Source organism: Chryseobacterium sp. MEBOG06, assembly GCF_021869765.1.
Taxonomy (GTDB): domain Bacteria; phylum Bacteroidota; class Bacteroidia; order Flavobacteriales; family Weeksellaceae; genus Chryseobacterium.
The window spans coordinates 797,660-809,591 of record NZ_CP084580.1 but is presented as its reverse complement, the minus strand read 5'-3'; the positions used below and the strand labels follow the sequence as shown (position 1 = coordinate 809,591).

15 protein-coding genes are annotated in these 11,932 nt (G+C 34.3%); 4 read left to right on the top strand and 11 right to left on the bottom strand.

The genetic code is table 11. The annotated features are described in order from the left end of the window. Positions 1-43 precede the first annotated feature (43 nt). Both LF887_RS03745 and LF887_RS03740 read right to left on the bottom strand, forming a co-directional pair. Positions 44-2,098, bottom strand: a complete 2,055-nt coding sequence (locus LF887_RS03745) for a hypothetical protein (protein WP_236857473.1) — start codon at positions 2,096-2,098, stop codon at positions 44-46. Positions 2,099-2,140: 42 nt separating this feature from the next. Beyond that, on the bottom strand, positions 2,141-2,284 hold the full coding sequence (locus LF887_RS03740) for a hypothetical protein (protein WP_236857472.1): 144 nt from the start codon (positions 2,282-2,284) through the stop codon (positions 2,141-2,143). 159 nt (positions 2,285-2,443) lie between these two features. Between LF887_RS03740 and LF887_RS03735 the strand changes: the two genes are divergently transcribed. From LF887_RS03735 to LF887_RS03720, 4 genes are read left to right on the top strand one after another with little or no spacing between them, the layout of a single operon-like run. Continuing rightward, a complete protein-coding gene (locus LF887_RS03735) occupies positions 2,444-2,869 on the top strand; it encodes a MarR family winged helix-turn-helix transcriptional regulator (protein ID WP_236857471.1) in 426 nt (141 codons plus the stop codon). A gap of 7 nt (positions 2,870-2,876) precedes the next feature. After that, positions 2,877-3,215, top strand: coding sequence for a GIY-YIG nuclease family protein (locus LF887_RS03730; protein ID WP_236857470.1), 339 nt, complete (start codon positions 2,877-2,879; stop codon positions 3,213-3,215). 5 nt (positions 3,216-3,220) lie between these two features. Further along, entirely contained in the window at positions 3,221-3,652 is a 432-nt protein-coding gene (locus LF887_RS03725) for a DUF1330 domain-containing protein (protein ID WP_236857469.1), read from the top strand. Positions 3,653-3,658: 6 nt separating this feature from the next. Further along, complete coding sequence (locus tag LF887_RS03720) at positions 3,659-4,543, top strand: alpha/beta fold hydrolase (RefSeq protein ID WP_236857468.1); 885 nt, start codon at positions 3,659-3,661, stop codon at positions 4,541-4,543. Positions 4,544-4,677: 134 nt separating this feature from the next. On the opposite strand, the gene LF887_RS03715 is transcribed toward LF887_RS03720, so the two are convergent. From LF887_RS03715 to LF887_RS03675, 9 genes are all read right to left on the bottom strand, one after another. Next, positions 4,678-5,229 (bottom strand): 3'-5' exonuclease, encoded by a 552-nt coding sequence (locus tag LF887_RS03715; protein WP_236857467.1) that lies wholly within the window; start codon positions 5,227-5,229, stop codon positions 4,678-4,680. A 261-nt stretch (positions 5,230-5,490) separates the two neighbouring features. Continuing rightward, entirely contained in the window at positions 5,491-6,054 is a 564-nt protein-coding gene (locus LF887_RS03710) for a metallophosphoesterase family protein (RefSeq protein ID WP_236857466.1), read from the bottom strand. 215 nt (positions 6,055-6,269) lie between these two features. After that, complete coding sequence (locus tag LF887_RS03705) at positions 6,270-7,214, bottom strand: MBL fold metallo-hydrolase (RefSeq protein WP_236857465.1); 945 nt, start codon at positions 7,212-7,214, stop codon at positions 6,270-6,272. 216 nt (positions 7,215-7,430) lie between these two features. Then, positions 7,431-8,021, bottom strand: a complete 591-nt coding sequence (locus LF887_RS03700) for a DUF5565 family protein (protein WP_236857464.1) — start codon at positions 8,019-8,021, stop codon at positions 7,431-7,433. Between the two features lie 52 nt (positions 8,022-8,073). Next, the gene (locus LF887_RS03695) at positions 8,074-9,087 is read right to left on the bottom strand and encodes an RNA ligase family protein (protein ID WP_236857463.1); all 1,014 of its coding nucleotides are present in this window, start codon (positions 9,085-9,087) and stop codon (positions 8,074-8,076) included. After that, positions 9,084-9,461: a cyclic-phosphate processing receiver domain-containing protein gene (locus LF887_RS03690; RefSeq protein WP_236857462.1), complete on the bottom strand. Its 378-nt coding sequence runs from the start codon at positions 9,459-9,461 to the stop codon at positions 9,084-9,086. The genes LF887_RS03695 and LF887_RS03690 overlap by 4 nt, the downstream gene beginning before the upstream one ends. A 3-nt stretch (positions 9,462-9,464) precedes the next feature. Continuing rightward, positions 9,465-10,250, bottom strand: a complete 786-nt coding sequence (locus LF887_RS03685) for a hypothetical protein (RefSeq protein WP_236857461.1) — start codon at positions 10,248-10,250, stop codon at positions 9,465-9,467. 11 nt (positions 10,251-10,261) lie between these two features. Beyond that, positions 10,262-11,038, bottom strand: coding sequence for an ATP-grasp domain-containing protein (locus LF887_RS03680; protein WP_236857460.1), 777 nt, complete (start codon positions 11,036-11,038; stop codon positions 10,262-10,264). A gap of 24 nt (positions 11,039-11,062) precedes the next feature. Further along, entirely contained in the window at positions 11,063-11,875 is an 813-nt protein-coding gene (locus LF887_RS03675) for a RimK family alpha-L-glutamate ligase (protein WP_236857459.1), read from the bottom strand. Positions 11,876-11,932 lie beyond the last annotated feature (57 nt).

The window sequence follows — 11,932 nt, the reverse complement described above, 5'->3', positions numbered from 1 at the left end:
AGGAAATAAATTATCCCTTGAAAGTGAATTTTTTAACAAAACTTTATGCTTTTAACAGGAGGCCTATCAGCAGTTCTGAATAAAAGGTTACGAAAATTTTCTTTTCGCCAACGTAAAAAAAGTAGACATTCGTAGCTTCATTAGAATGTTCTTTTCTAAAACTTACATCCTTCTCTACTGAATTTATAATTTGACACACTATAGTTCTGGAAGTCAGATCAATTGAAAAATGGGCATGAATTTTCATTCCGAAAAAATCTGTTTCAATGGTGTTTCCCGTATTTTCAATATTATAAAAGTAAAGATCGGATGTAGGAATCATTTTTATATAATCCTCCAGAACGGTTTCGGAATCCAGGAAATGTATTACGATATATTCCTCTGCGGCTATTTTAATTTTAGAATCTACCATCAATCCTGTGATTTGACTTTCTTTTCCAGGTTCAGTGGCATAAAAGATTGTACGACTGTTAAAATCTGCAAAAGGAAAGGCAGGATTATTAGGAATGATATTTTTTAAATCCTTATAATACTCTTGAGACACAGGTCCTTTTTCTTCATTTTTATTTTCGAAATTTTCTTTGGTATAATACTCAGGAAAAGTAAAACGGTTGTCAATGTAGCTTTCCACTTCTCCTGTATTGTTGAAATTAATTGTTATATATTTCTGACCCAGAAGAGGAGTTACATTCATATAAAGTTTCTTTATCCCTGAAATCAATTTTTTGGATTGGGCATCATATACTACTTTAGAGACTACTCTGTAAAAATTGTCGTAGACCACATTCCCCCAAAATTCAGCTTTTTTCTCATCCCAATAATTTCTGGTAATAAAATCATAGAGAATATAATTGTTCGCGGTTCTTTTGTTGTAATAAATTTCATCAGAATTATCTACAAAATTCTCCAGATCCGGTAGGTTTTCAAGATCATCGTAATAAGTAGCACTTTTTATATGATACTCATCGTTCTTTAAATCTTTATGTGAATGGGCTTTATAAGAAATTCGTTTTAAAAGATGGCCGTTTTGATAGGTTTCTTCCGAATATTCATACTGTTGTTTTGCTTCGTTTTCAGGAATAATTTCATCCAGATGATTTTTATATACAGTTTTAATGACTGGCATATTAACCGGAATTTCAGGAGAGGCAGACTTGAAATATTTTCCATATTCCGACTCAAAAAAACCATCCTGATGCATAGCTTCTATACTGTAGAACTCACTATCCCAGTAGTCATATAAAGTAACACCTTCAGTAATGAGCACCCCTTCAGAATCGTATTTCATATCGGTTGAAGAAGAACCGCCCAATGTTGAAAAATCTGCAAATTTATACGTCACAAGAACCTTTTTACTGAAAGGGTCAACTTCCTGATAGAAGAAACGCTGCCCTTCTGCATTGGTAACCAATACTTCTTTGGTATGTAATGTATTGTCTTTAATAGTTTTGATTTCCCACTTTTTGAAACCATTTTTCTCTTCTATGAGATTGTGTATTTCTACAGGAATATTCAGGCTTTCTTCAGGCGAAAATGAAGATTTGCCGTTAATAAAATAGGTTCTTTTGATCATTTCCAGACGTTTAAAATGATCTGTTCTCCGAAGCTGATGTTCAGTATAAATATTCTTATCAAACTCTCTTTCAAAAAATGCCTGCTGTAGGGTGATCTCTTTATTTTCGTAAAAAGAAAAGTAACGTACCGTTTCAAATTCAGGATCTTCTCCCGAAGGAAAAAATGGTAAAAATTCCAAATAATACGCTGGGTTGAGAGAACTGTTGTTTTCTGCTAAAACCTCATTGAGATAGCTGATAAATTTCTCTTTTTCAAGATAAGGATTTCTGGATCTAGAGTAATCTATTTCGCGATAGTCTCCGTCTTTCGGGTACAGATATTTTGTCAACTGTACTCCGTTAAGCTGATCAACTTTATATGATGCTATTTTCCTGCTGTTAAAGTCATTGATATACATTTCCTCTTTTGTGAGAAGAAGATTAGTATATTTTTTGTCATGAATCCATTGATATTCATCTTTATTCTTAATGCGAATGATCTGAACACTTCTGAGAAAAATATTCTCAAAATAGAATTTCTTCATCTGAAGTTTTTTCGTCTTCGGAGGGATATAAAGTGATGGAATCTACTTTATTCCTGTTCCAGACTTCTGTTTTTTCAATACCTCATTTTCGTAAATATGTTTAAGATATACTTTCTGTTCATTAAGAGTACTCTCTTCCAGTACAGTTTTCTCATCTCTTTTGGTGTATATAATACTTGTTTTCATGATGTTTTAAAAGTAGTGAAGAAAATTCATATTTTCAAATGGTATTAAAAAATCATTTACTATAATTCTTGATTAAATTTTATTTCAAAAACCAAACTTAACTCATTAAAATGTATATATTTGCAAAATAAAAATAATTGATAAATCAAATATAAATCAATGATAAGTTCTGAATTATTACTCTTAATGAATATCAATAAGCTTCAATCTGTCATCTCAAGAAAGTTTGATGCTTTGAGTGTGCACGGGCTTGGGCTCAATGATTTTATCATTCTTTACATTCTGAATACGTCTTCTGAGAGCAAGATGCGCAGAATAGACCTTGCGGAAAAGATAGGAATTACCGCTTCCGGGGTAACACGATTATTGAATCCCCTGGAAAAAATAGGGTTAGTAGGAAGAGAAACCAATGAAAGGGATGCGAGAGTAAGCTACGTGGTCATTACTCCCAATGGGAAAAAGATTTTTGAAGAAGCTCTGATCAGTGCGGAAAATATTACAAAAGATATTTTAGCCCCTAAAAAGAATAAATCTCTCCGTACCGTAAGTGATTTCTTATTTGAGTTAGGGGGAAATATACAATGACTATGATATGAAAAATGCATTAAAACAACAATTAAGAGAGAAGGCAAAAAACCATACCGTTACTATGGGCGTTCTGTCTTTAAAGAATAACAGCAACGGAAAACAATACATCCAAAGCTCATTGAACCTGGAAGCTCTTGTGAACAGGATACAATTTGAATTAAACAGCGGACTGTGCAACAATACAGCCCTGCAAAAAGACTGGACAGAATCTAGAAGTGAAGCTTTTACTTTTGAATTTGTAATGATTATACCCAAGCAGGAAAATTCATTCATCAATTATCGTAAAGAAATACAAAAGGCTGAGAAGGCTTATATTTCTGAGATAAATAATGAGTTATACTAAAAACTATGTCAACACATTATCTCTCTCCTACTTTTGAAGCAGGAAAACATCTTTTTTTGAAAAATATACAAGGTCCCATTATCAATATGAATCTTATCAAACTCAAGAAAGAGGCAGATTATTCTCAATATCCGGATCTTCAACCATCTGAAAAAACCAGTGGTTGGGATGCTTATTTTACATACATCAGAGAAACTGAACCATTTTTAAAAGAAAGCGGCGGCGAAATTATATTCATAGGAAAAGGAGAACAGTTTTTAATTGGTCCCGAGAATGAATATTGGGATATCTGTATGCTCATTAAACAGAAAAGCGTCAATGATTTTTTCAATTTTGAAAAGAATGAAGCGTACATGAAAATCGTAGGCCACAGAATTGCAGCGATTGAAGACTCCAGGCTTTTGCCATTGGAAGAAATACTGTCATACAAAAAATAAAAGCAGATGAAAACAGTAAAAATTGGAGAAGTAGAAATCTGTTACGAGATATTTGGGGAAGAAAATCCAAAGACTATTGTTTTGATTGCTGGATTGGGAAACCAGATGATTCGTTGGGAAGATCCATTCTGCCAATTGTTGGTGGATAAAGGTTTCAAAGTAATCCGTTTTGACAATAGAGATTCCGGATCTTCTGTCTATATTTCTGGAAAAGAAATTCATCTTAATGGAAATACTCAGGAATATTTTTCTACGCTGAAACCGGAAGATCTCCCCTATTCTCTAATGGATATGGCTAAAGATGTCATTGGATTATTGGATCATCTACAGATTGAAAAGGCTCATTTTGTTGGGCGTTCTATGGGAGGAATTATTGCTCAATTGCTAGGTTCTTACTTCCCGGAACGTGTTTTATCATTAACAATCATTATGTCAACATCTTTACATCCAGTTTTACCTTCAGCCGACCCAGAAATTATGGAAATGATGATGAAACCTTCAGCCAATCCTGTAACAGAAAGAGAAAAATATTTTGCTGAAAAAATTTCTTTTGCCCGAAAAATATCAGGCAGCGGGTATTCATTTGATCAAAACCTGGAAATTGCTCTTATAGAAGAAGAACTCAATCGTTCCAAAACTAAAAACGGTATAATCAGACAGATTATGGCCATGGGCTCCTATCAATATAATCCGGAAGTGCTTAAAAAGATAACAGCACCTGCTTTGGTCATTCACGGAACAGATGATCTGATCTTTCATCCGGAGTGTGGAAAAGATATTGCATATTCCATTGTAAATTCTGAATTTGTCCTGATTGACGGAATGGGGCATTCTATTCCTTCAGAATTACACAGCCTTATCTGTGATCTTATAGCTGATACAGTCCTATAATATCCGGCTGATTTTCAGTTTATGCACTATCTATTGGAAAGTTGAACTATGTATAATTAAGGCATCTTAAAATATAAAGGGGTCTGTTTCAAATTTGAAACAGACCCCTTCCATTTTCACTTCTATTGAGAAGTTTAATTATTATTCAAACACCAATGAAGGATTTTCGCAATATTCTTAGCATCATCAACCCCTCTGTGATGAGTACCCTCCAGTGTGAAGCCCAATTCGCCCAAAGCCCTGTTCATTCCCACACTTTTTCTGATGGTAGGATGAGTTGCCCCGAATAAGGTTTTCACATTGATATGATCATCACTCATTGGATAATCTGTATAGAATCTTCTGGCCTGGTCCTGAAGCATATTCAGGTCATAATTTCCATAGCTCGCCCATGTCAGTTCTTCAGAATCATATTCTGCTCTCAGAATATCAAATGCATCATCCAGCATGATCCCTTCACTATCAAGCATACTTTGTGTAAGTGTAGTAAGTTCGGTACAAAACGGACTTACTCTTGAGTATTGGGGTTTTACTAAAATTCCTTCATTTTTGGAAATCTTACCGGTTCTGGCATTCATAATGCATACACCGATCTCTATGATCTCACTTTCTTCACCTCTTGGCGGACGGTTATCCCAACACGTTGCTTCAAGGTCTACTATTAATATATTTTCTGTTGTTTTCACTTGTTTAAATTTTGTCTGCCGGAAGACTTATCCATATTCTAAAATGTATTTTCTTTTCCTGAGCTGAGATTATTATGGAATGACAGACAGGATGGAAAAATGAAGAATAAAATCTCCGTTCTTTATCTCTTCCGGCTTAAATTGTTACTAATTTGTTTTTTTACTACTTCAGAATTTCACTTAAAATTCTGGCAGTATTATAAGCATATTCACCATCTCTCCTCATTTTCACGCATTATTATAACTCATTATCACTCATCATCATTCTCTTGGTTCAAATGGCGGGGTCCATTTTTTCTGCTTCATGATTTCTTTTACTTCTTCGTAAGAAATCGGGTAGAAATGATGGCAGTCTACCCCTACATCAAAGCTTAATGCCATTTCATCATCCGGTAAAGTTCCATGAGAATGTCCGTATAACTGCCAGACACCACGGTGTGAACCGTTCCAGGTACGCATGGCGTAATGAAAAAGAATGATTTTTTGTTTTCCGTTCTTATTATCGGAATCATCAATTTTAAGTTCATGGTAATCTCTGATGGAAGCAAACCGTTTAGGGTACGTTAACGCCGCTCCTTCATGGTTCCCTTTTATCAGATGGATGTTTCCATTTAGCTTATCCAGAATTTCCTTTGTAAAATCCGGTTTTCCTAAACTGAAATCACCTAAATGATAGACGGTATCACCGGGTTGGATTCTTTCATTCCATCTTTTAATAAGTTCTTCGTTCATATGCTCCAAAGACTCAAATGGCCTTTCAGAGAATTTTATAATATTTTCGTGACCAAAATGATGGTCTGCTGTAAAAAATATAGTAGGTTTCATTTTTTTTATTGTTTAATTTTTTCCGTAAAAAGAGATCTTTAAATGGTGTAGTAATTTAAATCACATACACTTCTCATCGTTGAGGCTCCTGCTGAATGACCAACAAAATGCCTGCAGTTGCAATCCTTAAAATGTATTTTTAAAGGAATTGGGAACAGCTTAAATGCTTATTGTCTTTTTTAGCTTTTACGGTTTAGTTTTACTCTATCTATTAATTAATCCTTTTGGAATGCTGTATAAAAAGCAGTTTCAATTTCCTCCTGATCAGTTTCCGTATATCTTCTTGAAAAGTGAATGGGAACGGCTTCTTTTACCCGACATTCATTCATGATTTTTCCTGATGCAGAGGCAAAACTGTGATAATTGATTTTTGCAAATTCCTGATCGGTATCTTTGTAAAACGTTTCGATATACACAAGGTCTGCTCCTTCAAAAACAGCTTTTATTTTTTCATAATTTTCTTCACACGCTGCGTGGTCCATAATGACGCCCAGCTTATATCCGGGATTATTCGTCAGTAAATGAAACCAATCAGAAGCTTTATATACCGTTCCTTCGATTTCGATTTCCTTACCCTGGTCATTATTTCCAAAAGCCGTTTTCAGTTCACTAATCCATTTTCCTTTTCTAAATCCTGAGCCATTCTCATTAAAGGTAACGGAATCTTTTTCTTTAAACAGATAGGATATGGAATCTGTTTTATGATCCAGAATAGCAAAATCAACGTTTACATATTCATCTTCAAAAAGGAAATCCTGGGTTTTTACAAATTCAAGAGTCCAATATGGGGGATGGATTTTATAAATATTAATTTCTTTTTCTGAAACAATTTCCCGGATTTCATATTCAATAGCATTTTCATCAATCAGATTCCAGGTATACGATTTTAATCTTGCTTCAACCTGCTGATGAATATTGGCGGGTCCACAGATCACTACTTTTTCTCCACTTCCGATCTGATGCCTGAAAATTCCGTCAAAATTTGAAAAATGATCTATGTGGGTATGGCTGATGAAGACCGCTGATATCGACTGTATTTCTTTTACTGTCAATAAACTGGCTTCTCCGCAATCACATAAATAATGCTTTCCTGAATTGGGAACTTTAATCAATATACTGATGTCTTCTTTTAAAAGACTTTTTATTTCTGCCTGTACCATTTTTTTTATTTTTTTATTAACCACAAAAGTTCTATTCTCCGTTTATCCTTGAAAGAATCTAAACGCGAAATTTTAATCATTATTCCTACAAACTTTACCTAGATTTCTACGGAATAACAAAGAGAATGCTTCATAATAGTTCTTTGGCTTTTTATGGTTCAATTTAACACGTAAAAAAGTTCCGATAAAATGAATTACCGAAACTTAATCTTTATTTTAAACAATAAGTTCTTTTACCGCTTTTCTACGTAGACCAAAATCAGATTTCCTGATCTTACACATACGATTATCCGCTGGATGATGAAAAACAATACCTTCCATATTATTCTCAGGATTACTCAAAAAGCTTTTGATAAAATCAAAATCCAAACTTTCTAACCTAAGAATATTATGGCCATGTTTTACTAATAAATGACCTTTAATATTTTCAGGATTTTCTTGTACTTTCTCACCGATAAGTTCATAAGTACCATCTTCCACACTGCCCGATTCAGCTAAAGCATTGAACCCTTCCCAGAAGTATTGATCATCTTTTTTCTCAATACTGCATTCTACCCAATGCGGATGATGGCCTGTAATGGGATCTGCCTCCTGACACGGAATTGCGCCCTCAGGAGCTGTTTTACCTTTCTTGGCATCGTATCTTTTGTATAATCTACCGTTGATTACCGCACATGCGGAACCATCAAACTTTTGTGTAGCAATAGCTTTTTCATTAAAAACCCAATTGTTTTCAGGATTAATTTCGTTAATAACTCGTCCTAAATTATTTATATCTTTTTTGAATAATGTACTTATCTTTTTCATTTTTAATTGTTTTAGCGGCAAAAGTTTTTTATTCACTGGCATCACCAGCAAACTACACTTTTGCTGAAATTAATTCTTCATTTACAATATCAACCACTAAAGAATTCAACTTTTTGTTGATCCTTTTCTGCTCTTCTTTTTCAATAATTGTAAAAGCGGCCGGGAAGTCTTTTTCAAAATCTCCGAAAATATCCTTTGCAAAAAGGCCGATTACTTTTCCTATAATTTTGGGTTCGAATTCGCCAACTTTACTCACAACATTGTTCAATCTGTTTACTGTAGCATATTGTTGGATTTCGTCCCAGATATGCTGAGCTTTTTCACTAAAATGAACTGGCTTTTGAGCAGTTTTTGCCGTTTTTTTTATCATCTTTGATTTTTCTATCCATTTTTCATTCTTATTTTTCAGAATGACCCTTGCACCGTTTCCAAAATATTTGGTTTTCAAAGTTTTTATGATGGTTCCTTCACACATATTGTTTAATTCCGGGAATCCCAACCAGGTTGGAATTTTAGAATTAAAAACATTTGGAAACTTCAAAGCTTCTTCCAAAGTACCCTGAAACAATGTTTTAGCATAGAAAAAACCTGTTTCTTCGAAAATTTGGTTGATGATATCTGTATCCATGTAGGTCACTCCGTTCAACTTAATATCGAAGGCATAAAATTCGTTGTAAGGTGCATATTCAATCCCTTTTTGCACTTTCACAGCATCTTTTACCGGTTCTACTTCTTTATGTTTGTAACCGCTGCCGAACAATTCACCATAGATCACTATGGTTTCAATATCCGGATATATGGTTTTTACCTTTTGAAACGCTTTAATTACATTTTTTCTGTAACGCTCCAAAATTTGATGTGCATTGAAAAATTTTTCATCTTTTTCGATGAAAGCAGTTCTTTTCGCAATTTTAATCTCCTTTCCATCGGTAAAGAAAGAGAAATTAGCTCCATGAACTTTCTCCTGCACGATGAAAACCTCATCCCCATAGCCCTGCAGCCTGATCTGTTCGATCACCCGGGCCTGGTAAGCATTTTCTATAGTGTTATATGTTTTGAAAATCATTTTTTTTGTTCTTTAAAATTTTTTAAAAGGCTTTGAATATTTTCCTTTCCTACAGGATTCATGGAGTGGCAATAGAACTTTGGCAAGTCTAAATAATGATCCATACAATATTCTATGAGCCATTTTGCACAGTCATATCCTGTTTTTTCTCCATATTGCTGAGTATCCTGATTAAGATTATGGTTATCTGCAAGATCATGGTCAAAAGAGATCATTTCCGGAAGCCCTTTTTCCAAAATACTGTTGACAAACTGTTCGTAATTCCGAATGATATGCCAGTCATTTCTGAGGAATATCTCCTGTTTGGTGTACTGATACGCTTCAACAGGGTATCTTATATCGTCCAGAAACAATAATCTTTTTGTAATTTCCATTATTTAATTTTTAAAAATCCATTCTACCACAGTTTTTAAAAAGTGTAGTCTTACTTCTTCAAATCTCGTAATATTCGGAATATGATTGATCTCCAGCAAATGCCTGGTTCCGTCTTTTTGAACGATATAGTCATTGGCTATGACATCCATCCCCATTTTTTCTTTCAGCGTGAGCGTATCTTGTAAAAGTTCCGCATCTGTTTCTGTAAATTGGGCATCATCGGGATGAATGGATTTTAGCCATGTGTCTCCTTCCAGCTTTATCTGCCATGATTTTTCACCAATGTTTAAAATTCTTACGGCTTCTCCTTCAAAATAAGGTTCCAAAACGCTGTTTTCTGAAGCTTGCCAACTTCCTGTGAACTTATATTTGTTTTCTCCACAATGCCAGTTGCCCCATTTGGCGACCAATTCTGTGTCTGTATTCACATAAGCACCTGCAGAAATAAATCCTCTTGGAGAATTGAATTTTGAATATTTCATTGCCTTCGCCAGACAAGGAATTTTCAATCTGCAGTCCAACATTCCGTAAGCGTTTGGAAAACACGGTCCGTTCCACAGTGCCAGTCCGGCTATAAAATCAAGATCATCTTCAAAAATTCCATGGTATACCACTTTGTCTACCGGAAGCATTCCTGCTCCCTGGGCTTTTTCAACATACAATATTCCGTTAATTACTTTTATCTTCGGAATCGACTCGTGCCAGATCATAAGGCCGTCAAAATGTTTCCTTATATATTCATATTCCTGTTCGTGTAAACCGATAACGGCTATTCTATTATGAGTCATGTTGTTAGTTTTTATTTTGAAAAGTAGATATCTAAAGCTTTGATTATACTTTTCACGTTGGTATTGGGATAAAATCCAGAACTGTTGATACAGTTTATTTCAACAATTTTCCAGCCTTCATTCATTAAACAAATATCCATTACAAAAGCTTCTTCAAGATTGTAAAGCTCAATCATCTTATTGGCGAAAATTAATCCGTCATCTGAAACCGTTTCTTCAAAAGGAGCATTATCATTAAATTTATAATATCCCCCATCGATAATTTGTCCACCTACAATCCAAAGTCTGGCTTCTTTTATAGTTTGTTTTGCTTTTGAAACCTGAACTAAAGATTGCTCTGTAATTCTGTTGGATTCGCTTTCCAGTGATTCAAAAACAAAATCTTTCCATTCTATTTCTGTAAATACTTTTCCTGTAAAAATCTTTGCTTCATTGTAAGGTTTGATGAATTTCTTTTCACCTTCTTTCCAGTTTAATTGTTCAGAAATTCTATGAATACAAACCTTGTGATTAAGAAGATTCTCACCATAATATTGTGAATACACTTCATACAAGTGGTTGCCTCCATAAAAAGAACCGGGAAACCAGCCTGAATTTTGTTTAGCCAATCGTGCAATTGTCACCGAACCATACACAAAAACATTTTTCCGGTCTGTTTCGAAATCTATTCTTTCTGCGCCCGGAGGAATATTAATGACCTCATAATCAATATTTAACTCTTTCAGAGCATCAAAAATTTTATAATGATCGGGATCTAGGTATATATTAGCCTGAACTAAAAAAAACATGGTTATTACTTTTTGAAGGTTCTTTTATTTATTTTTTACTATATCAGATAATTCCAGTTTTACATCTTCAGGAAATCCTGAGAGACCTGGAATATCATTATATTCTACAATTATTTTTTTCCCGTTTTCTGTTTCCAGTATATCAATAGCCACAATATCTGCTTTAATGTTTTCCTGTAAAAGTTTTATTTTTTCTATCCATTCTTTTTCCGGTTCAATCATATGATATTCCTGAGTCAGAGAATTAGCTTTCCAATACCTGCCTTTTCTTTTCATTGCCCAGACTTTATCATTGATAGCGAGATAACGAATGTCATTTTGATAATTGATAAATTTCTCAACTGTCACATAATTCTGGTGAATGAAAAGCAAATCTTTCAATTCTTCCCACTGTTCTTCGTTCGAAACTAAGCTCTTACCATATCCACCGTGATGGTTTCCCACTTTAATTACAAAAGGAAATGTCATTTCCAGGTTTTTCAGCTGAGTAATTGCTGTGGCTGCATTAAATTCAACAACAGGTAATTCTAGTCTTTTTAATTTATTTAGCATTGATAATCTGTCGTATCCTATTAATAGCGTTGAAGCTGAGTTCACACATGGAACTCCGGCATAGTCAATCAATTCCAAAATGCTTCTGTGCTTTGCTTCAGGATTTACAGCTCCCAACCTCCAAAAAATTACATCCGGTTTGCAGACTCCTTCTGCATCAACAACATATAATGAAGAATCTTTTACGATAAATTCTGAGGTTTGAACTTTCTTCTGAACTACCTCATATCCGGCAAAATAATCTTTCCAGTATTTTTCTCCGTTAATGATTAAAATTGTTTTCATTAGTCTTTTTTTGGATAGATGCCTAAAGCTGGATGCAGAAAATTAATAATATACTGC

Coding starts and splice junctions, on each gene's coding strand:
- LF887_RS03730 (WP_236857470.1), top strand. CDS start 2,877: ATGAAAAATGCATTAAAACAACAATTAAGAGAGAAGGCAAAAAACCAT.
- LF887_RS03685 (WP_236857461.1), bottom strand. CDS start 10,250: ATGACTCATAATAGAATAGCCGTTATCGGTTTACACGAACAGGAATAT.
- LF887_RS03725 (WP_236857469.1), top strand. CDS start 3,221: ATGTCAACACATTATCTCTCTCCTACTTTTGAAGCAGGAAAACATCTT.
- LF887_RS03720 (WP_236857468.1), top strand. CDS start 3,659: ATGAAAACAGTAAAAATTGGAGAAGTAGAAATCTGTTACGAGATATTT.
- LF887_RS03735 (WP_236857471.1), top strand. CDS start 2,444: ATGATAAGTTCTGAATTATTACTCTTAATGAATATCAATAAGCTTCAA.
- LF887_RS03705 (WP_236857465.1), bottom strand. CDS start 7,214: ATGGTACAGGCAGAAATAAAAAGTCTTTTAAAAGAAGACATCAGTATA.
- LF887_RS03695 (WP_236857463.1), bottom strand. CDS start 9,087: ATGATTTTCAAAACATATAACACTATAGAAAATGCTTACCAGGCCCGG.
- LF887_RS03700 (WP_236857464.1), bottom strand. CDS start 8,021: ATGAAAAAGATAAGTACATTATTCAAAAAAGATATAAATAATTTAGGA.
- LF887_RS03680 (WP_236857460.1), bottom strand. CDS start 11,038: ATGTTTTTTTTAGTTCAGGCTAATATATACCTAGATCCCGATCATTAT.
- LF887_RS03740 (WP_236857472.1), bottom strand. CDS start 2,284: ATGAAAACAAGTATTATATACACCAAAAGAGATGAGAAAACTGTACTG.
- LF887_RS03690 (WP_236857462.1), bottom strand. CDS start 9,461: ATGGAAATTACAAAAAGATTATTGTTTCTGGACGATATAAGATACCCT.
- LF887_RS03710 (WP_236857466.1), bottom strand. CDS start 6,054: ATGAAACCTACTATATTTTTTACAGCAGACCATCATTTTGGTCACGAA.
- LF887_RS03745 (WP_236857473.1), bottom strand. CDS start 2,098: ATGAAGAAATTCTATTTTGAGAATATTTTTCTCAGAAGTGTTCAGATC.
- LF887_RS03675 (WP_236857459.1), bottom strand. CDS start 11,875: ATGAAAACAATTTTAATCATTAACGGAGAAAAATACTGGAAAGATTAT.